Origin of the sequence: Pseudoalteromonas sp. RB2-MNA-CIBAN-0110 (assembly GCF_040309305.1) — a bacterium.
GTDB classification, from domain to species: domain Bacteria; phylum Pseudomonadota; class Gammaproteobacteria; order Enterobacterales; family Alteromonadaceae; genus Pseudoalteromonas; species Pseudoalteromonas arctica.
In genome coordinates, this window is the sequence record NZ_JBEOOQ010000030.1 from 37,959 (window position 1) to 61,108 (window position 23,150).

The window sequence follows — 23,150 nt, forward strand, 5'->3', positions numbered from 1 at the left end:
TGTTATATCCTACTTAGTATTAATGTTTGAATTTTCTGATTTGGACGATCATGCCCATTCGTGGGTGGTCAAAGTAATGTACTTCACCACTTATTACACGTCTAAACTGAGAAAAGCGGGCTGACTCTATATCGCCATTTTCTAGTTTTTGGCTAATATCAAAATTAGCTGTAATGTATAAATAATGTCGTAAGTGTATTTTAAATAAACCGTCTAGTTCCCATTCTGCTTTTGATTGGTTTGGGTCGTTAAATAGTTCAGGTTGTGAATTTAATAAACTTATAAAATCAGGATTTGAATAGCTAGGGGTTACGTTGGAATCACTTTTAAGGTGTTTACCTGCTATTAAATGCATACTTGGAGCACGCGACTTACTTGCGCCCTCAAAGCGCCACCCAGTATGTAGAATAGGTGTTAATCCTTTGCGATCTAGTTGCCTATACTGCGCTTTAAATTGCAGTTGTTCTGGCGCTAATAAATAAGTTTGCTGCATATCATCTTTAGCGGGTGCTAGAGGTGTTACAGGTAGCTCATCGTAGCTTTGCAGGTAGTTTGTACTGTCACCGCATACACCCGATTGCGGGTTTGAATTAACTAATGAATCGGTAAAAGAGCGTTTTTGAAAACGCTCATCACCATCTATACAGGATTGCATTGCTTGTTCTGTATAAAGAGGGGTCATTAAATCTAGAGAGTTTTTATCCTCAATAGCTTTGTGCTTAAGTGTAAAATCTTCTTGCAAATACGGAGCAGGGCGCTGCTTAAATACAAGCACCTCAACCTCAAACCAGCGTTCTGCAAATGCAGTGCTGCTAAACAAGCAGCATAAAATAACTAGCGATTTTTTTAGCAACATTAATGGCTAACCTTTTTTTCGAAATCTGCAATCATTGCAGTGACCATTTTTAAGCGTTCGCGAGCGTTAGCTTCACTAATTGCAAAGCGCAGTTTATTTGCGCCATCCATTTTGTACACCTTAGGCGCACTTTGTATCAAACCAATGATGAAGCTAGGGTTAACCTTAGTATCTTGGCTAAACTCAAAGTAACCACCTTTTGGATTTGCCTCAATTTTTGTTATCCCTAAATTACTTGCCTGCATTTTTAATAGTTGTAGGCTAAATAGGTTTTTAGCGGCATCAGGCAGTAAACCAAAGCGGTCTATAAGTTCTACCTGTAGTTCATCCATATCATCAAGGTTAGCACAACTAGCAACTCGCTTGTACATACCTAGGCGTGCATTAACATCGTGTATGTAATCATCAGGTAGTAGTGCAGCCAGTTTTAAATCTACTTCGGTTTGTTTTTTAAGTAGATTTTCAAGCGTTGGCTCTTTTCCTTCACGTAGCGCATTTACTGCTTGCTCAAGCATTTCCATATATAAACTAAAGCCGATTGTTTGCATTTGACCTGATTGATCGTCGCCAAGTAACTCACCAGCGCCACGAATTTCTAAATCGTGTGTAGCGAGAGCAAAACCCGCGCCTAAATCTTCCAACGATTCGATTGCTTGTAAGCGTTTACTCGCGTCTTTAGAGAGTGCTTTAGGGTCACCTGTGAGTAAATAGGCATACGCTTGATGATGGCTTCGACCAACTCGTCCACGTAATTGGTGTAATTGCGCAAGGCCAAGTTTATCTGCTCTATCCATAATAATGGTATTGGCTGTCGGTACATCAATACCGGTCTCAATAATCGTGGTACATACCAGCACGTTGTATTTTTGATGATAAAAGTCAGTCATTATTTGCTCAAGCTCTTGCTCGCGCATTTGACCATGGGCTGAGGTGACGCTTGCTTCAGGCACCCATTCACTAATTTCTTGCGCAACACGGTCAATAGTTTCCACATTGTTATGCAAAAAGTAAACTTGGCCACCACGTTTAATTTCACGTAGTACAGCTTCGCGTATTAGTTCTACATCGCGTTGGCGTACAAAGGTTTTTACCGCTAAACGTTTAGCCGGTGGCGTTGCGATTATTGATAAATCGCGCATGCCGCTCATGGCCATGTTAAGTGTACGCGGTATTGGCGTTGCAGTTAGTGTGAGTATGTCTACATCTGCACGCAGGGCTTTAATTTTCTCTTTTTGGCGAACACCAAAGCGATGCTCTTCATCAACAATGAGTAAGCCTAAATCGTTAAATTTAATGTCATGCTGAATAAGTTTATGTGTGCCAATAACTATATCGAGCTTACCGTTCGCCATTTTTTCAAGCGTGTCTTTTTGCTCTTTAGTGGAGTTAAAGCGCGAAAGTACACCAACTTCAATAGGAAAATCAGCAAAGCGGTCTTTAAAGTTTTCAAAGTGCTGCTGAGCCAGCAAGGTGGTAGGCACTAAAATGGCTACCTGTTTATCATCGTTAACCGCTACAAAAGCAGCGCGCATGGCCACTTCTGTTTTACCAAAGCCTACGTCACCACACACTAAGCGGTCCATGGCTTGCTTTGATTGCATATCACCTAACACCGCTTCTATGGCGTTGCGCTGATCGTCAGTTTCTTCAAACGGGAAGCTATCGCTAAATTGGCGATATGCAGGGGCGTCTAGAGTAAACTTATTACCGGGTTTTGCTTGGCGCTGTGCATAAATGTCGAGTAATTCGGCTGCTACATCGCGAACTTTTTCAGCCGCACGTTTTTTTGCTTTTTCCCATGCATCTGAGCCAAGCTTATGCAGCGGGGCGCTGGCTTCTTCACCACCAGAGTAACGACTCAGCATATGCAATGCAGATACTGGCACGTACAATTTAGCTTCACTTGCGTAAGTAATCGTAACAAACTCAGTAACTACACCTGCAGCATCAATTGTTTGCAAACCTTGGTAACGCCCAACACCATGATCGAGATGCACAACAGGTTGACCTTCCTTAAGCTCGGCTAAGTTACGGATTAGTGCATCTTGGCTGGCTTCGTACTTGTGCTTGCGGCGTCTACGCTGAGATACTTTAATGCCAAGCAGTTCTTGCTCGGTAATAATAGAAAGGCTGGGCTTAGTACCAAGTACCACACTTTGCTCAAGCGGGCTTACTATTAAACCCACATCACTCGCGCTTTTTGTAAATTGTTCGAGTGTTTCAAATTCTTTAAATTTTAAACCGCTTGGTTTTAAAATGCTCAGTAATGATTCGCGACGACCATCGGATTCAACACTGAGTAATATGCGGCCTTTTTTCTTTTTTTGCTCTGCTACATAATTTATAAACGCGGCATAAGGTTCATGCTGCTTATGATCAATTCGAATAGCAGGCAGCTCGCTAACGCTTAAGTTTTTATTGCCCGCTTTAGTACCAAGCTTTGCAAGAGATAAACGAATACGTGCAAAATTGCCTAAATTAGAAAACAGCTCTTCAATAGGCTGATAAAGCGCATTGGGTTCAAGTAATGGACGAAGTGGGTCAACTCTGCGGTTCTCATAGCGTACATTTACATCGTGCCAAAAGGTGTCTGCCGCGTGCTCTAAATCACCCAGCTGCATAACAGTTGTTGTATCTGGCAAGTAGTCAAAAATAGTCGCTAGCTTTTCAAAAAACAACGGCATGTAGTATTCGATACCGGCAGGCCAGTTACCTTTGCTTACTTGCATGTATACAGAGTCTTGCTGCGAGCTTGCACCAAATTTTTCGCGGTAGCTTATTCTAAAACGTTCAATATCAGCGTCGTTAGTAGGAAATTCATGCGCTGGAAGTAGCTCAATTTTATCTACTTTTTCATCAGAGCGCTGTGTTTCTACATCAAATAAGCGAATTGTATCGAGTTCGTCATCAAAAAAGTCGAGTCTAAATGGGTGCGGGCTACCCATTGGATATAAGTCAACGATAGAGCCGCGTATAGCGTATTCGCCGTGCTCCATTACTTGTTGAACATTTAAATAACCAGCTTGCTCTAAGTTGTCACGAAAGTTATGTGTGTCTAGTTTGTCGCCCACTTTAAAGTTTATTGTTGAACCGTAAATAAACGAGGCCGGGGCTGTGCGCAACATTAAGGTAGATACAGGCACAATTAACACACTTTGTTGTTCTTTTTTTAATGTGTTTAAAGTGGCTAAACGGGCTGAAATAATATCTTGATGGGGAGAAAAGTGATCGTATGGCAGAGTTTCCCAATCAGGAAATACCATTACTGGGTTATCGGGTAATAAATATTCTAATTCTGTTTCAAGGCGTAGTGCGCTTGGTGTATCAGGCGTAACAATCAAGACTAAGTTGTCTTGTTGTTTAACGCCTTCAGCAATGGCAATACTTAAACCACTTCCGCTTAGCTGGCCCCATTGAATTTTATCTTTTTGAGATTTTACCCAAGGCAAGGCTGCCCATTGCTCAAACGCCATTTATTACTCCATTTATAGTTGGCTCTTAGCAAGTAAGAGCCATCTTGAGTTAAGATTTCTTAGTCTCGGTATATTTTTGTTAGGTCTTTATAGTGATCAATTCTACGGTCACGCAAGAACGGCCAGATACGTCTTACGTTTTCTGAGCGTTTTTGATCAATTTCAACAACTAAAATTTGCTCATCAGTATTATTAGCCTCTGCTAATAATTCACCTTGTGGGCCTGCAATGAACGAATTCCCCCAAAACGCAATACCATCGCTTTGCGCACTTGGGTCACTTTCATGGCCGACACGGTTACAGCTAATTACTGGTACACCATTGGCAACAGCATGGGCACGCTGACTAATAACCCACGCATCTTTTTGACGAGTTTGCTCAGCAATGTCGTCGTTAGGATCCCAACCAATAGCGGTTGGGTAAATTAACACTTCAGCGCCTGCCATTGCCATTAAGCGGGCAGCTTCAGGAAACCATTGATCCCAACATACTAGCACGCCTAATTTACCCACCGAGGTTTGAATAGGCTCAAAACCGATATCACCTGGGGTAAAGTAGAATTTTTCGTAAAAACCAGGGTCATCAGGAATATGCATTTTGCGGTATTTACCCGCAATACTGCCATCTTGTTCTAATACAACCGCGGTGTTGTGATAAAGGCCCGTAGCGCGTTTTTCAAATAAAGAGGCCACAATAACAATGCTTAGCTCTTTAGCAAGCCCACCTAAGGCGTTACTGCTAGGGCCTGGAATGGTTTCGGCTAAATCAAATACGTCAACATTTTCGGTTTGGCAAAAATAGAGGCTTCGGTGTAGCTCTTGAAGTACAACCAGTTTTGCACCTTTTTGAGCGGCTTCACGAATGGCACTCATTGATTTTGCCATATTGTGCTGAGCGTTATCGGTATTGCTTTGTTGCACTAACGCAACGGTTAATTTTGCAGGGCTTGTCATTGTGCTGCTCCAGCTAAAAATCCACGAGGTAATTGCATTGTAATACAGTGCAGGCTGCCAAATTGTTCAATTATTGGTTGGCAATTAACGCCAATAATAGTGTGTTGTGGGTATGCTTTTTGAACTTGTGCTAGAGCACGTTCATCATTGGCATCATTATACGTTGGCACAAGCACAGCATTATTAATAATTAAGTAGTTAGCGTAGGTAGCCGGTAAGCGTGTTTGCTCATCGTCATACGCGGCTTTTGGCCACGGTAACTCAATTAAGTTATATGGGGTGTTATCGGCAGTTTTAAAGGTTCTTAGTTGTTTTTCCATTGCATCAAGTGCGCTAAAGTGCTCATCAGTTTTATCGTCACACTGCACATATACAAGGGTATTATTTGGAGCAAAGCGCACTAAGGTATCAATGTGGCTGTCGGTGTCATCACCGGCTAAATAGCCATGATCAACCCATAAAAAATGTGTTGCGCCCAAGTGCTCTTTTAAAAGTACTTCTATGTCAGCAGGGTTTAAATCTGAGTTACGGTTTTTGTTAAGCAAACATTCGCTGGTTGTTAGCAACACACCATGCTCGTTTATTTCAATACCGCCACCTTCAAGTACCATATCGAGCGCTTGATATTGGTTGTTTGTGCTACTTAGCTCTTTTACCAAAGTACGATTAATTTGATTGTCTAATGCGCTTTCAAATTTATTGCCCCAACCATTGAAAGTAAAATCATATACTTTTAGTTGCTCTGGTGAATCAATAGCGGCGCAAGTAAGCGGGCCATGATCGCGCGCCCAGGTATCGTTGGTAGGCGTTACTACAAAATGAACACGATTAAGAGAGATGTTAGCGCTATTTAGCAATGCTGTAATATGCATTTTTAAGGCACTGTTATGCGCCACAATAACAAGCTGTTGCTGCGTTGTTATATGCTTAGCAAGCTCAATATATACAGGTTCTACACGTGCTAAATTATCAGCCCAATCTGTGTCTTTATGAGGCCATGTAAGCATAACAGCGTCTTGCTCGGCCCATTCTGGTAAAAGTCTAAAGTTCATGAATATTATATACTAATTAAGATGACGCTAGTTTAGCATTTTACATAAAGATGTCAGCTAATTATCACTGTTTAGATCGGCTTGGTTTTGATCAAGTTCTTGACGTTTTTTAAGTTGGCGGGTTTGAGCATGTAAACTTGCTCTAACAATAAGTTCTTGGTCAGTGGTTCTAATTGCGGTAAAGAGTAGGGTGTATTGATAATGTTCGCTATCTTGTTTTTCTACTGCCACAACTTCGGTGTAACAATAAACCGCAGAGGCTTCGTGGTGCAAAAACAGTTTTGTTCTAAATGCTTGGCCAATTGAGTGTACTTCGGGTGATGTAAAGCGAATACCGCCACCGCCGTAGCTATCACATTGTATTGCATTATCTTGGGCTTGTTCTGAGGCCAAAATATGGCTCATTATTAAATCTATTTTACGTGACTGCGCTTGTAAAAATGTAGCTAGCTCTTGTGCTATATCGCCTAGGTTACGCAGGGGTCGTAACGAGCTTTGCTCAAGTTCACTTACTTCATTTGCTAATCTAAATAGTGGGGGGATATCGTCTTCTAGCTCAAGCTGCGATTTAGGAACTTGTCCGTTCGATACGGCGAATAAATTCACTCTTATACTTTCATTAATTTGAAAGTACTGCTCAAACTCACCTAATCTTTCACTATTCATTATGTTCTCCACCACGTATTTATTTAATAGTAGCGTTGTGAGTACTAAATTGCTAGCAGATAAAGTAACTCATAGCGGGCTAAATGCTTTGTTTACATTCAATTTTTTAACATGTTTTTTATGAAAATAAATACACTAAAATTCTAAATTATTAGGGTTAGGTATAAAAAAGCGGCCAATGTCATCCTAACATTGGCCGCTTGGGTATTGATTCATCAGCGCATACTTATTTAAGTAGAGCGGCTAATTCATGTAAATCTTTCACAACGTGATCTGGTTTTTTAGCTAATGGATAAAGTGCTTTACCTGGGCGTGCAATGAAAGTGGTTTGTAAGCCCGCTTCTTTTGCGCCAGCAACATCCCAGCCATGGGCTGCAACCATCATTGCTTCATTTGGTGCTACATTTAGCTTTTTAAGTACCCATTCATAAGCACGTAAGTCTGGTTTGTAAATTTTAATATCTTCAATGCTGTAACGTGCATCAAAGTAAGACATTAAACCAGCGCTTTCAAACTGTGCCTTTACACCTTTGTTTGAAGAATTTGTAAGGCTTACTAATTTATAGCCCTGTGCTCTAAGTTTTGCCAGTCCTTCTTTAACATCGCTGTGTGGAGGAAGCGTTAAAAGAGGCGTAACAATAGCTGTTTTAGCTTGTTCACTAGTAATATCAATATTGTTGTTTTGAGCAACCATAAGAAGTGATGCCACCCCGATTTGCCCAAAGTCGTGATAACTACCGCTTACTGTATCTACTAATGAATGGTGCAGCATAGTCGAAAACCACAGTGGTAATAAATCTTCACGCCCGCCTAGTGCTTTACCAATAGAGGTACGCATTGACGTTAAATCAAGTAGGGTTTCGTTTACATCAAAAATAAGCACTTTGGGCTTTGTTTGTTCTTTTGGTTCATCAGCGACTGCATAACCTGACACAAGGCTTGTGCCAACAAGTAGTGAAAGAGTAAGTGTTTTTAACGATTTTAAAATAGACATTAGTTATTCTCCGATTCAAGTGCTGCCATAACATCAGTAGGTTCTGCGCGTAGGGTGTAGTCTTCGTTTAAAAATGCGTATGTAATAATACCTTCTTGGTTTATCACATAAGTAGCCGGTAGCGGCAATTTAAAGCTTTTATCGCCGTAGTAGTGTTCAAAATCAATACCAAATTGTGTGTATAACGCTTGAATACGCTCATCGAGTGTAAACAATAAACCAAATTGCTCAGCTACTTTATTACTAACATCTGAAAGCACATCAAACTCAAGGTCGTTTTTTTGTGCAGTTGAGAGAGTTTCATCAGGCAGTTGTGGTGATATTGCGACTAACTGAGCATTTTGAGTTTTAAATTGCGGTAAGTAGTCATTAAGTGCTTTTAGCTCTAAATTACAATATGGGCACCAGCCACCACGATAAAAGCTAATAATTACCGGGCCTTTTTTTAATAAATCCGCAAGCTCAATCTTTTCGCCTTTATGATTGGCTAGGCTGAAGTTTTCTACTTTTTGACCAATTTGCAACGCATTGTCTTTAATATGCTGTGCAATAAGCTCTTCGTTTGTAGTGTTCATTAATGCTAAAACGTCAGCCGGTAACTTGGCATCTTTTTGTACGTTATAGGCATCTATTTGCGCTTTTAAACTCATGATTGAACCTCAATAATTAGACTATTTGCAATTATAGTGTTTTACATATTTAAATAAACATTGCAAAACTGAAAGCTTCATTCGAAAATGTTAAACATTAAAAAGTGCACAATGGCATCTTTATGTATAATTTAAGCGACCTAGAAACATTTATAGCAGTAGTTGAAAATAAAGGGGTGCTTGCTGCTGCGCGTGAGCAGCGTTTATCGCCTGCAACGGTAAGCCATCGCTTAAGTAAATTAGAACGTGAGCTTGCAACAGTACTTGTTTTTAGAGATAGCCGACGAGTACGGTTATCTCCCGCAGGTGAAATATTTTATACGCGAGTTGGCGCTATAATGGAGGCGCTGCACGACGCTGAGCATAGTATTGGTGCGCGTAGTTCATCTGTGAGTGGTTTATTACGCGTGACTATGCCCCCTTGGATTTTTTCAAAATACGTAATGCCAAGACTCAATGAGTTAGAGCAGGCCTATCCTGAACTAAAACTTGATTTTTTAATTACTGATCATTTTGTAAATGTGGTTGATGACGCACAAGATGTGGCAATTCGTGTAGGACAATTAAATGATTCCGGTTTACTGTCACGGAAAATAGTAAACAACAAACGTATACTTTGCGCAGCTCCTAGTTACATAAAAAAATATGGCATGCCTAAAAGCTTAGCTCAATTGAGCGAACACTATTGGGTTTGCCTGCCGTGGCAGCGCCAATTAAAGCTTTTTGATGAACAAGGTAAAACACATACTTTTAATGCAAGAACACGCTTTACTATTTCTAATTCCGACAATATGACTCAAGCAGCCATTGCAGGTCATGGCATTGCAATTAAATCAATGATAGCTATTCATGAAGATATTAAAAATGGCATTTTAGTTGAAGTTATGCCCGGTGTAATGGCACAAGATGATGCACCAGTTTGGTTTTTGCGTCCGCAAAATAGCTTAACTACCCGCAAAACCGATGTATTTTATGACTTTATGAAATCACTATTTTTGAGCTGCGAATAAGCGTTTAAATGAGCGTTTTACTCCAGTTAAAAACAAATAACCAGTAAGCTCGGCAAGTAAGGCAACTATAATAGCTGCAACAATGGCGGCTATAATAGAGTCTTTTTTTAAAATGATTTGACCTTCAAAGCGTTGCCACACTTGTTGCTTTACATCGCTCATGCCACTGATCATAGTAAAAATATATGGAGATTGCGCAAACCTATTTACAGCGATTTGTAAGTCTTGTTGTCGTGTGTAAAGTGTACTGATATTACTTGCACCTTTATTCACAATCCCATCATCAATATTTTTATAGTGTTTAATTAGCTTATTTAAATCATTATTAAAATACTTAGCTGCATCGTTTTTAAAAGGTGCAATGGCACTATTAGCTTCAATTAATTGGGCTGATAATGCTTGGCCAAAATCGCTTATAAATGCAGGGATTTGCACTCCAAGTAGTAAACCGAATGCAAAGAAACTAAGTCGGATATAATCTAAAAATTTACTCATTTATCTTCCTATCCATTTAAATAACCCAGAATTAACATTTGAGCTTGTTTTTATATCAAAAAATCGTAATCTATTGGTAATAAAAATAACAACAAAAATAACAACAGGTGGATGTTAAGGATGACGAAAAAAGTAAAATTCACGTCAACATTTGTTGATATATCTAAACAGCTCAAACGTTTTGTATCGCGCATTGTTCAACCCGACGATGTAGAAGATATTGTGCAAGAAACCTTTGTAAAAAGCTATGAAGCTGATTTAAAACAAGACATCCAGTTTACCCGCAGTTACATGCTTAAAACAGCAAAACACCTAGCACTTAACCATATAGCTAAGTGGGACAACAAATTTAATGATTCGTTAGAAAACGATAACGAATTACCCGTATTACTTAAATCAATGAAGCTTGAGGATGAATACACATCTAAAGAGCGCTTTTTACTTTTTTGTAGAGCTACTGAGCAACTAAGCTCATCGATCCGTAAATGCTTTATATTAAAAAAAGTTTACGGCATGAGCCAAAAAGAGATCGCAGACCAAATGCAGTTAAGCCAAAGCACTGTTGAAAAACACATTGCCAAAGGGTTGTTACAAACCATGTTGTACATGCGTGAACATGAGCAAGGCTCTCAAACGCATCCTAAAGCTCAAGCACACCCTATATCAGTTAAGAGGGTCGCAGAATGAGTAATGTTCATCAATTTAATTCAAAAGATTTAATTTTAGAAAAGTCATGTGATTGGATAAGCGCGATTGATCGTGGTTTAACTGATGATGAAAAAGAGCAATTTAAATTATGGATGATGCAAAGCATCGCCCATCAAGACTCTATATACGAGCTTGCTCAGCTTTGGGATGAGCTTTCGGTATTAAATGAATTAAGTCATTTATTTCCTCAGCGTAACAATACTAAAGCATCAAAAAATAAGTGGATGTTTTCTTACTCAATTGCAGCGAGTTTATTTGCAGCACTAATGGTATGCAGCTACTTATTAATTAATTTAGAAAACGGCTATAACCAAGAGCTTGCAAAAGTTAACTACACTAAAATTTACAAAACAAAAGTAGGCGAGCAAGCAACGTATGTATTGCCAGACGGCACTATAGTGCAGCTTAATACTAATAGCTTACTAGAAGTTGCTTATAGCAAAGGCCGCAGGCAGTTGTTACTTAGTCGAGGAGAAGGGCGTTTTAATGTAGCAAAAGATGCCACGCGTCCGTTTAGTGTTATGGCCGGCGACAAAAGCTTTACAGCACTCGGTACCGTGTTTAATGTACAGCGTAATACCTCATCAGATTTAGAGCTTGTTGTTACCGAAGGCAAAGTGATGATCACCGATCCTAGTGTAGCGGTTGACGCAAATGACTTTAAAGATTATCAGCTTGCAGATAACAGCACGCAAAAAATTCGTCAAATTAATGCCAATATTGTTACCTCAGGCGAAAAAGTAATTATAGAGCAAAGCGTTACAAAGCCAATTACCCAGCTTTCAATGAACGACGTACAACGCGATTTGGCATGGCAAAATGGCATGCTTATTTTTAATGGAGAAGAGCTAAGTGATGCGTTAAATGAAGTAAGTCGCTATACCGCCACACGTTTTGAGCTTTCATCAGCCGAGCTCGCCAGTATTAAAGTAGCTGGGGTATTTAAAGCAGGTGACGTTGAAGGTTTACTAGAGAGTTTACAGACTAATTTTTCTATTGATCATGAGCGTTTAGGTGAGCATGTAGTAACGCTAAAACACCATACAGAATCATAAGTAGACGTTATGCAAATCAAACTAATGTTAGATAAAGTTGCATCAATAAAGATTGAACGTAAAAAAAACATTAAAAAAAAGAAACAAAACCATAGAGGATTTTTGTTTGTCAGCTGTTTATATAAGTTGCGCAGTAACCAAACGCATTTATTGAGTGGATTTAGTGTGCTTGTACCGGCTATTTTTAGCTTGAGTGTACAAGCAGCAACTCAAACCACTGGGCAAATGGTGCAATTTGATATAAAAGCGCAGCGAGCAGACAAAGCCTTAATTGAATATGCTAAACAAACAGAGCAAACCGTGGTGTTTTCTTATGAGTTGGCAAAGCAGTATGACGCAAATTCAGTTTATGGATTTTACACTCAGCTAGATGCTCTAGAGGCATTATTAGGTGGGACTGAGCTCGATGCGGTTGTTGATCAAAATGGTTTACTGAGTATAAAACTCAAACAAATCAACAGGAATGATAACAACATGATGAAGCTTTCAGCGGTCAGTGCAGCAGTATTACCAGCTTTACTTGCAGTAAATTCGCAAGGTGTAAACGCAGCAGAAGAAGTCGCTCAAGAAAAAATTGAAAAAATTGCTATTGTCGGTAGCCGTGTAGCAGGACGTTCAGTTGAAGATTTACCCGTTCCAGTAGATATCTTAAGTGCAGAAGCGCTTGAAAATACAGGCCAAACAGAAGTAGGTCGTATGCTACAGTCTATCGCCCCTTCATTTAACTTTTCAAGCTCTGCAATTAGTGACGGTACTGATGCTTTAAGACCTGCGACACTTCGCGGTTTGGGCCCCGATCAAACATTGGTTTTAATTAACGGCAAACGTCGTCACCAAGCAAGTATTATTCATATTAATGGCTCTGTTGGGCGTGGTACCGCAGGTACTGACATGAATGCAATTCCAGCCTCTGCAATTAAACGCATTGAAGTATTACGTGATGGCGCTGCTGCTCAGTATGGTTCTGATGCAATTGCAGGTGTTATTAATATTGTGCTTAAGGATGGTAGCGAAGGTGGCAAAGCGGCTATTAACTACGGTCAATATTCTGAAGGCGATGGCGAAACCATTAACCTTGATTTTAATAAAGGCTTTGCGCTAGGTGATGACGGTTATTTAAATACAACTATCAATTACCGTGACCGTGCACCGACTAACCGTGCAGGTTTACATGGCTCTTGTCAGTTTTATGGTTGTACAGAACTAAGTGACGGTACTTTACTTGCTGGCGATCCGCGTGAGCTGACAGCCGATCGTGATACATTCAGAATTGGTGATGCTGATTCTCAGCAGTTTGGTTTAACAATTAATACCGGTTACGAGTTAGGTGATGGCGAGCTTTACGGCTTTATTACTTACTCAACACGTGAAAATGAGTCGGCTGCATTTTTCCGTCATAATGCAAATGCAGGTGGTAACCCAGTACTACAAGATAATGATGCGACGATTCCGCTAGGTTTCTTACCAAAAATTAATACAACTATCGACGATATCTCGTACAACTTTGGTTATAAAACTGAGTTTGATAACGATGCAAGCCTTGATTTATCTTACACCTATGGTGAAAACAGCATTGATTACACGACAAGTGACACTATCAATGCCTCATACGCTAACTTTTTACGTTATGACCAAGGTTTAAGTGCTGCTGATATTCGTACAACTATCCCACGTGAAGCGTACGCTTACGGCATGGAATTATCACTGCAAACAATCAATATTGATTTTACGCAAAACTTTGATGATTATTCTTTAGCAATGGGTGCTGAAATCCGTACTGACGAATATCGCATTTTAGAAGGCAATGAGTACGCATACCGCGATTACGATACAACCAACGGTGTAAGTATTTACAACGGCTTAAGTGGTGGTGTTGGTTCTGAAGATGCATCAGGTGGTTCACAAGGATTTGGTGGTTCAGCTCCTGCATCATCAGTTGATGAATCGCGTGATGTAATTTCATTTTACGTAGATGCAGAAGCTTATGTGATTGAAGATGTAATTTTATCGGGTGCACTTCGCTACGATAACTACAAAGGCTTTGGTGATACAGTAAACTTTAAGCTTGCTGGTAACTGGTCTGTAACCGACGATATTTCACTACGTGGTGCATTAAGCTCAGGTTTTAGAGCGCCTTCAATGCAGCAGCTTTACTTTAATAACGTAAGTACGCAATTTGTTGTTGGTACTAATGGTAATTTAGTTGCAGAAGAGGTTGGTACATTTAGAAATGATTCAACACTTGCGCAAAGCTTAGGTATTCCAAAGCTTAAAGAAGAAAAATCACAAAACCGTAGTTTAGGTATTGTATATAACGTTACAGATAATATTAATGTAACCGTTGATTACTACTCAATTGATATTGACGACCGTATTGTAATTAGTGACCGCTTAGGTAAAGGTTTATCTACAAGCCTTGATGCTGCACTAAATAGTGCGGGTGCTGGCGTAGGTCAGTTCTTCTTAAATGGTGCTGATACAGAAACTCGTGGTGTTGATTTTGTAGCAACGTGGAACACTGAAGGTTTAGGCGGCACGCTTGATTTTACACTTGCAGCTAACTTTACTAAAACAGATGTTGTATCGTTATTTTCGCCTGCTGGCTCAAGCCTTGAGACAGTAAACGTAGAAGATATATTTTCAGCTGAAGACATCTCTATTATTGAAGAGTGGCAACCAGAGGATCGTATTAACTTAAGTGCGCTTTATCAACGTGACGATTGGACAGTTAACCTGTCACTTAATCGCTTTGGTGAGTACACAGTAGAAGATGGTGGTCGTCAAACGTATGGCGCAGAAATTTTAACTGACGTTAAAGTTAACTACTTCGTTACTGAAGATTTGTCGGTAAATATTGGTGCAAATAACTTGTTTGATGTTTACCCAGATAAAAACGAAATAGGTAACTCTCGCTCAGGTACTATTGTGGATGCTAGTGGCAACACAGTAATAAGTAGCTCAGGTGTGTTTGACTACTCACGTCGTTCTGCTCCATTTGGATTTAACGGTGCTTACTACTACGTAGGCGCAGAATACCGTTTTTAATTAATAACCTGAACTCTGGTTAAGATATTTAAACTTTGATTTCTCTAGCCAGAGATTTTCAGTGAAAACAAGGCGAATTTATGCGTCAATAGCTGGCCTATTGCAATTAAATTCAACGCAGTTAACGCTGACAATAGCTGCTAGAGATAGATTTATTAGCCAGAATTTAGGTTAAGTAACCTCCCTTTAGTTATTTAACTCAAAGGGCCGTATGGCCCTTTTTTTTGGTTTTAGCCTGGGCTGATTTTATTTAGAAATCAAACTTATTGAATAATCATCGTATTGCTTAATATTATTCATTACACTCATTAAAGTATTATGTGTACTGTTTTCGTCTGCGGTTATAAGTACCGAACTTATTTCATATTTAGCCGCGAACATCGCTAAATTAGTCGCAACTTGCTCTAAATCAATTAACCTCCCTGAAAAATATACTCCGTTGCTTTCATCAATTCTAAATAAAGCATTTTTAACAGGCTTATCTATTTGAGGGCTGTCGAGTGGTCGGTTTAATTCAATAGCTACAGGTTTTACAAAAGATGTAGTTACAATAAAGAAAATTAGTAATATGAACACTATGTCTAACATCGGGGTCATATCTACATCAGCATTATTTTGCAGTTTAGTTAGTTTACTTTTCATATTGGACCTTATTTTTAATTAAATGCTGCGGCGCCACAGCAAGGTTTTAGGTACCTATTAACAAAATTAGCACAGCAAAAATAAAGCGTGGTTAAATAAATATTCTAATAACATTAAATATTTGTATTCATTATGTATTCAAAATGTGGCGAAATAAGGTGGTGTTTATACCAATTTGCTTATATATGGGGTCTATTTAACATCGTTATAGTGTAATTTAATTCGTTAAATTGCTTAAATATCTATGCAGGTTGGTATTAGAGGCAATAAAAAACCCAGCGCTAGGCTGGGTTGTATTTATGCGTTATGTAAGCTTAATGTTTTTGCATGCGGCTCATTTCTGCATGGCAGCTTTGCATCGTTAATAATGTTTTAGCCAGAGCAGCTTCGCAATCAGCCGGTTGTGGTTTATCCATAGCGGCTTTAATTTCTACAAGCGTTTTATCTTCTACTTCTTCAAGCTCTTTTACATACGTGCTGTCGTTATGTGAGGTGAATGTAGTAAGTAAGGCTGTGTATGCACGACGTGCTTCAACTGCGAAAGATGAACCATCTTCGCGTTCGCCTTTTTCATTAATTGCATATGGCTGCAAACGCTCAACACTCACTTTTCGGGCATCTATCATACGCTGAAAAAGGGCGCCAATAGCAGGGTCTTCAACTTTTTCCTGTGCTTTTTGATAAAAATCGATGCCGCTGTTCATAACTTGAATGATGTCAGTAATATGATTTACTTCTGATCCTTGATGGGTGTTCATAATGACCTCTTTTATTAAATGAATGTATAGTTCGATTTAATAAAAGCAAAGCACGTTCCAATATTTGAAATTTAATTTAAGTTATTGATAGTTAGTGGTTTAAATGGGTTTTTAAATTTGCTAGGTTTAGGCGGGTATATTAAACCTAGCAATTTTTACATCATATTGTGTAATAAAGTTATTTAAGTTCTTCAGCTACTTCAGCTACTTTTTGACGTAACCAAATGTGACTTGCATCGCGATGTAACAATGGGCTCCAAATCATATCAAGCTCAAAAGGAGGAATTGGAAATGGTGGCTCTAAAATTTTAAGCCCCGGATCATCTAAATATATATTTGCGGCTTTTGAAGGAAGGGTTGCAATCAAATTTTTCTCTTTAGCTAAATGAATCGCTACATGGTAGTTACGCGTAAAAGTGGCAATGTTACGATGTTTACCAAAGTGGGCAAGTGCTTCGTCAACCCAACCAAGTTTTTGCACATCTTTAGGGTCCATGCCCACGCCTACACCAAAACCTGTTTTACTCACCCATATATGGCGCGCTTTTAAGTAGCTGTCGAGGCTAAAGTTTTCAATAATAGGGTTGTCGGCCTTAACTAAGCAGCAAAAACTGTCTTTCCAAATACGTTTATGATGAAAAGACTGAGGTAAGTTTTCAAAGCGGTTGATTGCCATATCTACTTTGCCGTTTTCTACGTCATGAAAGGTTACATCACTTGGTGTGAGTATATCTAAAGTAGTATCGGGGGCTTCTTCGTGTAGTTTACTTAAGAGCTTTGGCGCTAACGTACTTGCAGCGTAATCACTGGCCATTATTCTAAATACACGTTTACTCTGGCTTGCCTCAAATTCTCTATTGGGTGCTAGGGTTTCTTCAAGCGTCATTAATATGCCACGAATAACGGGTTGTAACTCTAAAGCGCGCTCTGTCGGGACCATACCATCGCTGGTACGAACTAAAATAGGGTCGTTAAATAAGTTACGAAGACGTTTAAGGCCATTACTCATTGCGGGCTGCGTAATACTCAATTGATTAGCAGCGCGTGTTACATTGCATTCTCGAAGCAATGTATCGAGATAAACGAGTAAATTTAAATCTATTTTACTTATATTCATTGTGTGTCCTTTGCGTCTACCAGTGATGGATAAATCGCTGTGCTGTCGGGTAAGGGTAAATATGACTTACCTGCCCATTTTTTATATTTTGTTGAGCCTGCTTCCAAAAGCTAACATCTATAAGCTCTGGATGAGTGCTGAGGAAAAACTTTTTATACATAGGATTAGGCATTACAAATGTACATAACTGCTCTGGGAATACATCTTGTGGTGCAACAGAGTAACTTTGTTCATCCATTAAATAATCGTCGTAGCTCTTTGCTTTTGGTAATGCTCTAAAGTTCATATCTGTTAGGTATTGAACTTCATCGTAATCGTAAAAAATAATACGTTTGTGCTTGCTTACACCAAAGTTTTTTAAGAGCATATCGCCAGGAAATATATTAACGGCAATCATTTCTTTTAGAGCTTGCCCGTATTCTTCAATCGCGTCTGCGGCACTTTCTTCATCAGCATTTTCTAAAAACAAGTTAAGAGGTGTCATTCGCCGTTCAATATATAAATGCTTGATGATCAACCATTCGCCTTCAATTACCATTGATGAGCCAATTGTTTTATGTAATTGCGCAAGTAAATTACTATCAAAACGCGCCAAAGGAAATACGACGTTAGAATATTCTATGGTATCGGCCATTCTGCCAACGCGATCATGGTTTTTTACTAGTTGATAACGCTTTAATACGGTATCACGGCCGAAGGGCTTACTTTCACCAAATTTGTCTTTTATTACTTTAAAAACATAACCAAATGAGGGAAGGGTAAATACCATCATCACCATACCGGGAGTCCCCGGTGCAATTGTAAACTCATCACTTGAGTGAGATAAGTGATTTAAAAACTCTCGATAAAACTCAGTTTTACCCTGCTTGTGAAAACCCACTGCATTATAGAGCTCAGCAAGTGTTTTGTTTGGCATAAGCTGATTCAAAAACCGGACAAGTGCTGAAGGCGCATGAGTCTCTACCATAAAGTAGGCGCGGGCAAAGCCAAAAATGACACGCATTTGAGACGATTTAGTTAAAAGTGCATCTAAATATAATCCGTTATCTTCATCGTGTAATACGGCGATTATAAAAGGCTGAACACCACTTTTTGAAACAACACGTCCTACTATGTAAGCTGCTTTATTACGGTAAAAAGGTGTGTGCAAAATATCAAAGCGCATTTGCCAAGGTTGATGATGTGTATCGGGGGCTTGTTTATAAAAAGCTTTAACAAGAAGGCGAATATCACGCTCTAAATTTACAAATGGGGCTTTAAAATCAAAATGATTAATAATGCGCTTTATTGTTGGCTTTAGGCCATCAACTACTGGAAAGTATGTCCTATATTCGGCCTCAACAGGCACTGAAGGAGCATCTTTCAAAGTTGCTTCTACAAATATAAAGTCATTATGAAAATAGCGCCTGTGGTACAGCCGGCAAAATACAGAGTTATAAAAGGTTTCGGCGAGCTCTGCTTGAGGGTGGAAACATAAAAAGTGCTGATATATCTTTTTAACTTCGAGCCATAGGCTTTCATCTAATTGCTCTGTTGGGGTTTCTTTTTTTAGCGCTTGTGTGGTTTCGTTAACACGATCATCATAATAGCTGATACGCAAACGGCTGATATCATTAATTGCTTGCCAATCTTTTTTTGCAAAGGCGAGAGGGGCTTTGGCCGTTGTTTTTTGAAATAGCTGATAGTGCCTTTTAAAACCCGTTAAAATTAATTCAGCAATATGGCGAGGCTGCATTTGCACTCCTTAATAGTCCCTAGAGCTTATACTCTATTGTGTTAAGGGTATGTTATTTTAAGTTTAAAACCAAGATAAATATTACTTGCTAATTAAGAGTGATTTATTGGTATTGAGCTATCTTTTTTTCGAGAATTTTAATTTGTTTAGTAATAACCAATACGTCTTTTTTGTACTCTTTATTAATTATTTTTAGTTTTTTAGTAATGTCTTTAGTAATACGCTTTTTATCATCAATGGCTAGAATATGATTTAACCGTTCTTGTTGTTTATATTCAGCACGCTCTTTATTACGATCAAGTATTGTTAGTTTATGGTTATTACTGCGAAGCTCTGCCTGTAAGCCAGATAGAAGCCTTTCACGTTCAAGCTCATTCAGTTGTTTAGTGTAGTCAACCTTAGGACCAGAATACTGATTACCCGTTGTGTTAACTTTATAAGTCGTTGCTTCGTCGTCACAGGGAAGTTGAGAAAAAACTGTGCCTTTTTCTGTTACGCATTTGTAGTAAGTGGTATCGCTAAAGCTAAAAAAACTGGCAAGTAAAAAGCTAGAGTGGAGGATGATATAACGAAGAATTTTAAACATGTATGCCGTCCTTGATTTTTATATTTTTTAGTAAAACAATATAAAACTATAACCTAGCTTGGTGGTATAGCAAGCTAGGTTAGGATAACGGCTATTGAGTGAAGGTTTTAAGCTTTTTAATACTCTGTACTAAAAATGGTATATCTAAACCTTGTTCAATAGAAAACCCCTCAGCGGCGGAAATGTTTTTAAAGTTACCATCTGAATCTATTAAGGTAATCCTATCTTTTTTATAGGCTATAACGACACCCTGAGAGTAGTTAACGCCCATATCATCTTTTTTCTTGTATAAATTAACGCCCAGCATTGTTTGCTTAGCAATGGCTTTACAATTTAAATATTGGCCAACACTTGTTGCAATTAAATCGCTAGGTTGAATAAGTCCATCTACTTTAGAAATACGTTTGTCGGAGCTATATAAAGTTGATGTTGTTACTACTTCTTGCTTGTTATTGGCAAGACTAAAAGCAAAAACCTGTGTTTTATCATCTCGTACAACGGCGTTATCGCTACTTTTAATAACTCTAATTGCGCTAGAACTATGTGCTTGATCATTTATAAAACTAAGTTCTTCCACGCCGGTTACTTCAATGCTGCGGCGCTGACTTTGCCATGCGGGAAGAGTTTGATCTCTTAAAATTGCTGCTTTATAAAAAGCTGGCAAACCATACACTAAGCTAAATAGCATATCGTCGTGATTAGTTGGCTGTAAAAACTGCTCTGTTTTGTGTAAGTTTTTATTATCGGCAACAAATTTAGCGAGTTGTTGCTGGGTTTCAAATACAAAAATATCTACATTGGCTTGTGTGTAGTCTTCACACTTATCAAGCGGGCTTGGCATTTGATAACTAATGTTTTGGTTATTAATTTTTACGTTATGTGCTTGCTTATAGCTTTCTATATCAAGCAGGTCATTTTTAGCTAATAAACTTTTAGCGGTAGTAGGGTATGACAGTGGTAGTACATTATCTTGCTTCGTTACGTCAAAGTTTAAATTTGCGTCAGCCCAAATATGAATACTGTGACTAAGTGAAAAACACACTATTAAAAATGAAATTGCGTAACGTGCAAATTTATATTGTTTTAAGCGCTCAAGGTGTTGCCATGTGTAATTACTCACAAGTAGCTGAAAGCCTAAAATAAGTAATACAATCCCACTGGCTAAAATGGTTGTTAAAGCAGGTGAACTGGTTAAACGATGCCACAGTAGAGAAATAATCTCAGGTAAGGCAGATATACTTAGATGATAACCCAAATTAACGTAAACATAAGCATCAAGGGTAAGCAGTGAAGCGCCTAGTGTAGCTATAACAGCCGCCATGCCTCGTATATGTCGTGGGTAGGGGAATATTAAACTAAGCGGAAATACCGTCAGCACAAACGCTAAAAAGGCGATAAAACTAGTGTGGCTTAACCACGTTACTAGCATATAAGTAATGCCCATAAAGCTTGTTGGTGGCGAGTCTGCAAATAAGTAGCTTAAGTTAATTAATAGCGCCAAGCCAATATTGGCAAAAGTAAACCAATGGCCCCAGCTTAATAGCTGACTCGCTTTTGATGAAAACTGATTGTGCTGCGATAAATTCATAGAGTTTATTTAACCGACTGTGATAGAGCTTTTGCAAAGTTCTCAGTTACGGCCTGTCTTTTCCCTGTTGGTACATGCTCTTTTAAGATATGCGTGATAGAATTTCCTAAACACATAAGGCTTAAATCTACCGGCGCATTGTGTTTAATTAGCACATCAATAAGCTGATCGACGATTTGTTCTACTTCTTCATTAGAGTATTTTGATAAGATTGGCATCAGTTGGTTCAATAAAATAGTTATATTCTCGTATTTTAACACTAGAGGCGTGAAAAACAAAGATGACAACAGACGTTAAAAAATTAGTCGTTCATTATGTAGACAAAAAAGACGACGATACGCAAATTCACCTTCGAAATGATGAGATGGTAATTAACGATAAAGTAGCCGTTTTTATCGAACAATTACATCATGCATACAATGGTAAACCAGGTAAAGGTTACTGTGCTTTCAGTGGTGATAAAAACAGTGTTGTAGCATCTGCAATGCAAAGCTACCGTAACGATGAGCTAGGCTTTTGGCATATGACCGAGCAAGCCTCAACGGTTTTAAAAGAAGAGCTAGATAAATATGCGTTTAACGAAACCGGGTATTTAGTATTTTGTCATTATCAGTATGTTGCTACTGATTATATGTTAATTGCGATGATTAACATTAAAGAGCATTACTCTATGACTTCAGAGCTAGATTTAGCGGCTTCTCGCCATTTAGATATATCTCGCATGCAACTTGCTGCTCGTATCGATTTAACAGCGTGGGATACGCAAGCAGAAGATAATCGTTATATTTCATTTATTAAAGGACGTGCGGGTCGTAAAGTAGCTGACTTTTTCTTAGACTTTTTAGGCTGCGAAGAAGGTATTGATTCAAAACAGCAAAGCCAAGTAATGCTTAGTGCCGTAGAGGATTATTTATCAGAGCAACAGTTTGATAAATCAGAAAAAGACGACTTACGTAAACAAGTATTTGATTACTGCAATGACTGCGTAACTACAGGCGAAGATGCAAGTGTGAGCGATCTTTCAGCAACGCTTACAAAAGGCGATGACAGCCCGTTTGATAGTTTTTGTAAAGAGCAAAGCTATGACTTGGAAGAAACGTTCCCCGTTGATAAAAAAACAGTAACCAGTATGGTTAAGTTTTCAGGCCTTGGTGGTGGTGTAAGTGTAAGCTTTGAACGTAAACACTTAGGTGAGCGCGTAACGTACAACGAAGCAACTGACACACTTGTAATTAAAGGTATTCCGCCAAACTTAAAAGATCAGCTACAACGTTTTATGGAAAGTGAAAGCGAGTAAATTTAACAAGTTAGGTTAAAAAGCTGATTTAAGAGCGCGATATTTATATCGCGCTTTTTTATATCGCGCTTTTTATACCGGTATCTAAATTTGTTGCATCGGAACAAAGCTACTAAAATATCTATTGCAAAAATAGAAGTGAAAGAAGAGTAAGTGAGAAAACACAAGCCATGCTTTATTAGCAAGACTTAGCCTTATTACTACCTCTAAAAGCGCAGCGTCTTTTAACCTCTTTGTGAACAAATTACTTTTTACGGGCTTTGCCCGTCACGCCAACAAGTTGTGCGTCTACTCGTTAATCTTATTCACGGTGTTAAATTTCGGCTGTAGGCGTGAAGCTTGCTTACGCAAAAGCACCGCTTCTGTTTACTTAATTTCTTTGCTAACAAAACCACTTAAAGATCTATTTCACAAAGAGAAGTGAAAGAGGAGTAAATGAGAAAACACAAGCGATGGTTTATTAGCGGAGC

The 23,150-nt window shown here is 38.8% G+C and carries 20 protein-coding genes; 5 read left to right on the forward strand and 15 right to left on the reverse strand.

What is annotated here, in order from left to right; translation table 11 throughout:
• Nucleotides 1-19 precede the first annotated feature (19 nt).
• The 7 genes from AAEY68_RS14515 to AAEY68_RS14545 form a co-directional block, all read right to left on the reverse strand.
• Complete coding sequence (locus AAEY68_RS14515; protein ID WP_024594376.1) at nucleotides 20-856, reverse strand: peptidoglycan binding protein CsiV; 837 nt, start codon at nucleotides 854-856, stop codon at nucleotides 20-22.
• The gene (gene mfd / locus AAEY68_RS14520; RefSeq protein WP_024594377.1) at nucleotides 856-4,329 is read right to left on the reverse strand and encodes a transcription-repair coupling factor; all 3,474 of its coding nucleotides are present in this window, start codon (nucleotides 4,327-4,329) and stop codon (nucleotides 856-858) included. Before mfd ends, AAEY68_RS14515 begins: the two co-directional genes overlap by 1 nt.
• A 59-nt stretch (nucleotides 4,330-4,388) precedes the next feature.
• On the reverse strand, nucleotides 4,389-5,282 hold the full coding sequence (locus AAEY68_RS14525) for a carbon-nitrogen hydrolase (RefSeq protein WP_024594378.1): 894 nt from the start codon (nucleotides 5,280-5,282) through the stop codon (nucleotides 4,389-4,391).
• Nucleotides 5,279-6,334, reverse strand: coding sequence for an agmatine deiminase family protein (locus AAEY68_RS14530; RefSeq protein WP_024594379.1), 1,056 nt, complete (start codon nucleotides 6,332-6,334; stop codon nucleotides 5,279-5,281). Before AAEY68_RS14530 ends, AAEY68_RS14525 begins: the two co-directional genes overlap by 4 nt.
• A 57-nt stretch (nucleotides 6,335-6,391) precedes the next feature.
• The gene (locus AAEY68_RS14535; RefSeq protein WP_024594380.1) at nucleotides 6,392-7,000 is read right to left on the reverse strand and encodes a PilZ domain-containing protein; all 609 of its coding nucleotides are present in this window, start codon (nucleotides 6,998-7,000) and stop codon (nucleotides 6,392-6,394) included.
• A gap of 226 nt (nucleotides 7,001-7,226) precedes the next feature.
• A complete protein-coding gene (locus tag AAEY68_RS14540; RefSeq protein ID WP_010554072.1) occupies nucleotides 7,227-7,994 on the reverse strand; it encodes a haloacid dehalogenase type II in 768 nt (255 codons plus the stop codon).
• The gene (locus tag AAEY68_RS14545; RefSeq protein ID WP_024594381.1) at nucleotides 7,994-8,644 is read right to left on the reverse strand and encodes a peroxiredoxin-like family protein; all 651 of its coding nucleotides are present in this window, start codon (nucleotides 8,642-8,644) and stop codon (nucleotides 7,994-7,996) included. Before AAEY68_RS14545 ends, AAEY68_RS14540 begins: the two co-directional genes overlap by 1 nt.
• Before the next feature lie 122 nt (nucleotides 8,645-8,766).
• On the opposite strand from AAEY68_RS14545, the gene AAEY68_RS14550 reads away from it, so the two are divergent.
• The gene (locus tag AAEY68_RS14550; protein ID WP_007585683.1) at nucleotides 8,767-9,654 is read left to right on the forward strand and encodes a LysR family transcriptional regulator; all 888 of its coding nucleotides are present in this window, start codon (nucleotides 8,767-8,769) and stop codon (nucleotides 9,652-9,654) included.
• Here the strand turns inward: AAEY68_RS14550 and AAEY68_RS14555 are convergent.
• The gene (locus AAEY68_RS14555; protein WP_024594382.1) at nucleotides 9,634-10,149 is read right to left on the reverse strand and encodes a DUF2937 family protein; all 516 of its coding nucleotides are present in this window, start codon (nucleotides 10,147-10,149) and stop codon (nucleotides 9,634-9,636) included. The genes AAEY68_RS14550 and AAEY68_RS14555 overlap by 21 nt on opposite strands.
• Before the next feature lie 120 nt (nucleotides 10,150-10,269).
• Between AAEY68_RS14555 and AAEY68_RS14560 the strand changes: the two genes are divergently transcribed.
• The 3 genes from AAEY68_RS14560 to AAEY68_RS14570 are packed head-to-tail and all read left to right on the forward strand — an operon-like array spanning nucleotide 10,270 to nucleotide 14,957.
• Nucleotides 10,270-10,836, forward strand: a complete 567-nt coding sequence (locus tag AAEY68_RS14560) for an RNA polymerase sigma factor (protein WP_024594383.1) — start codon at nucleotides 10,270-10,272, stop codon at nucleotides 10,834-10,836.
• The gene (locus tag AAEY68_RS14565) at nucleotides 10,833-11,912 is read left to right on the forward strand and encodes a FecR family protein (RefSeq protein ID WP_007585689.1); all 1,080 of its coding nucleotides are present in this window, start codon (nucleotides 10,833-10,835) and stop codon (nucleotides 11,910-11,912) included. The genes AAEY68_RS14560 and AAEY68_RS14565 overlap by 4 nt, the downstream gene beginning before the upstream one ends.
• A 9-nt stretch (nucleotides 11,913-11,921) precedes the next feature.
• Nucleotides 11,922-14,957: a TonB-dependent receptor plug domain-containing protein gene (locus AAEY68_RS14570; RefSeq protein WP_024594384.1), complete on the forward strand. Its 3,036-nt coding sequence runs from the start codon at nucleotides 11,922-11,924 to the stop codon at nucleotides 14,955-14,957.
• A gap of 246 nt (nucleotides 14,958-15,203) precedes the next feature.
• Here the strand turns inward: AAEY68_RS14570 and AAEY68_RS14575 are convergent, their stop codons facing one another.
• From AAEY68_RS14575 to AAEY68_RS14605, 7 genes are all read right to left on the reverse strand, one after another.
• The gene (locus AAEY68_RS14575) at nucleotides 15,204-15,599 is read right to left on the reverse strand and encodes an ExbD/TolR family protein (protein WP_024594385.1); all 396 of its coding nucleotides are present in this window, start codon (nucleotides 15,597-15,599) and stop codon (nucleotides 15,204-15,206) included.
• A 314-nt stretch (nucleotides 15,600-15,913) separates the two neighbouring features.
• Nucleotides 15,914-16,357: a ferritin-like domain-containing protein gene (locus AAEY68_RS14580; RefSeq protein WP_024594386.1), complete on the reverse strand. Its 444-nt coding sequence runs from the start codon at nucleotides 16,355-16,357 to the stop codon at nucleotides 15,914-15,916.
• Nucleotides 16,358-16,535: 178 nt separating this feature from the next.
• The gene (locus tag AAEY68_RS14585; RefSeq protein WP_002961484.1) at nucleotides 16,536-17,474 is read right to left on the reverse strand and encodes a LysR family transcriptional regulator; all 939 of its coding nucleotides are present in this window, start codon (nucleotides 17,472-17,474) and stop codon (nucleotides 16,536-16,538) included.
• 16 nt (nucleotides 17,475-17,490) lie between these two features.
• Nucleotides 17,491-19,209, reverse strand: a complete 1,719-nt coding sequence (gene aceK, locus AAEY68_RS14590) for a bifunctional isocitrate dehydrogenase kinase/phosphatase (RefSeq protein WP_007585698.1) — start codon at nucleotides 19,207-19,209, stop codon at nucleotides 17,491-17,493.
• 103 nt (nucleotides 19,210-19,312) lie between these two features.
• Entirely contained in the window at nucleotides 19,313-19,795 is a 483-nt protein-coding gene (locus tag AAEY68_RS14595; RefSeq protein ID WP_024594387.1) for a DUF4124 domain-containing protein, read from the reverse strand.
• A gap of 91 nt (nucleotides 19,796-19,886) precedes the next feature.
• The gene (locus AAEY68_RS14600) at nucleotides 19,887-21,383 is read right to left on the reverse strand and encodes a DUF3413 domain-containing protein (protein WP_024594388.1); all 1,497 of its coding nucleotides are present in this window, start codon (nucleotides 21,381-21,383) and stop codon (nucleotides 19,887-19,889) included.
• 5 nt (nucleotides 21,384-21,388) lie between these two features.
• Complete coding sequence (locus AAEY68_RS14605; protein ID WP_350586219.1) at nucleotides 21,389-21,601, reverse strand: YejL family protein; 213 nt, start codon at nucleotides 21,599-21,601, stop codon at nucleotides 21,389-21,391.
• A gap of 62 nt (nucleotides 21,602-21,663) precedes the next feature.
• Between AAEY68_RS14605 and yejK the strand changes: the two genes are divergently transcribed.
• Nucleotides 21,664-22,680, forward strand: a complete 1,017-nt coding sequence (gene yejK / locus AAEY68_RS14610; RefSeq protein WP_024594389.1) for a nucleoid-associated protein YejK — start codon at nucleotides 21,664-21,666, stop codon at nucleotides 22,678-22,680.
• Nucleotides 22,681-23,150: the final 470 nt, after the last annotated feature.

Bases quoted from the DNA above. Each gene is read 5' to 3' on its own strand.
- AAEY68_RS14515 (WP_024594376.1), bottom strand. From the start codon at position 856: ATGTTGCTAAAAAAATCGCTAGTTATTTTATGCTGCTTGTTTAGCAGC.
- AAEY68_RS14525 (WP_024594378.1), bottom strand. From the start codon at position 5,282: ATGACAAGCCCTGCAAAATTAACCGTTGCGTTAGTGCAACAAAGCAAT.
- AAEY68_RS14560 (WP_024594383.1), top strand. From the start codon at position 10,270: ATGACGAAAAAAGTAAAATTCACGTCAACATTTGTTGATATATCTAAA.
- AAEY68_RS14575 (WP_024594385.1), bottom strand. From the start codon at position 15,599: ATGAAAAGTAAACTAACTAAACTGCAAAATAATGCTGATGTAGATATG.
- AAEY68_RS14600 (WP_024594388.1), bottom strand. From the start codon at position 21,383: ATGAATTTATCGCAGCACAATCAGTTTTCATCAAAAGCGAGTCAGCTA.
- AAEY68_RS14540 (WP_010554072.1), bottom strand. From the start codon at position 7,994: ATGTCTATTTTAAAATCGTTAAAAACACTTACTCTTTCACTACTTGTT.
- AAEY68_RS14570 (WP_024594384.1), top strand. From the start codon at position 11,922: ATGCAAATCAAACTAATGTTAGATAAAGTTGCATCAATAAAGATTGAA.
- aceK (WP_007585698.1), bottom strand. From the start codon at position 19,209: ATGCAGCCTCGCCATATTGCTGAATTAATTTTAACGGGTTTTAAAAGG.
- AAEY68_RS14605 (WP_350586219.1), bottom strand. From the start codon at position 21,601: ATGCCAATCTTATCAAAATACTCTAATGAAGAAGTAGAACAAATCGTC.
- AAEY68_RS14555 (WP_024594382.1), bottom strand. From the start codon at position 10,149: ATGAGTAAATTTTTAGATTATATCCGACTTAGTTTCTTTGCATTCGGT.
- AAEY68_RS14595 (WP_024594387.1), bottom strand. From the start codon at position 19,795: ATGTTTAAAATTCTTCGTTATATCATCCTCCACTCTAGCTTTTTACTT.
- AAEY68_RS14530 (WP_024594379.1), bottom strand. From the start codon at position 6,334: ATGAACTTTAGACTTTTACCAGAATGGGCCGAGCAAGACGCTGTTATG.
- AAEY68_RS14580 (WP_024594386.1), bottom strand. From the start codon at position 16,357: ATGAACACCCATCAAGGATCAGAAGTAAATCATATTACTGACATCATT.
- AAEY68_RS14550 (WP_007585683.1), top strand. From the start codon at position 8,767: ATGTATAATTTAAGCGACCTAGAAACATTTATAGCAGTAGTTGAAAAT.
- AAEY68_RS14545 (WP_024594381.1), bottom strand. From the start codon at position 8,644: ATGAGTTTAAAAGCGCAAATAGATGCCTATAACGTACAAAAAGATGCC.
- AAEY68_RS14585 (WP_002961484.1), bottom strand. From the start codon at position 17,474: ATGAATATAAGTAAAATAGATTTAAATTTACTCGTTTATCTCGATACA.
- yejK (WP_024594389.1), top strand. From the start codon at position 21,664: ATGACAACAGACGTTAAAAAATTAGTCGTTCATTATGTAGACAAAAAA.
- AAEY68_RS14565 (WP_007585689.1), top strand. From the start codon at position 10,833: ATGAGTAATGTTCATCAATTTAATTCAAAAGATTTAATTTTAGAAAAG.
- mfd (WP_024594377.1), bottom strand. From the start codon at position 4,329: ATGGCGTTTGAGCAATGGGCAGCCTTGCCTTGGGTAAAATCTCAAAAA.
- AAEY68_RS14535 (WP_024594380.1), bottom strand. From the start codon at position 7,000: ATGAATAGTGAAAGATTAGGTGAGTTTGAGCAGTACTTTCAAATTAAT.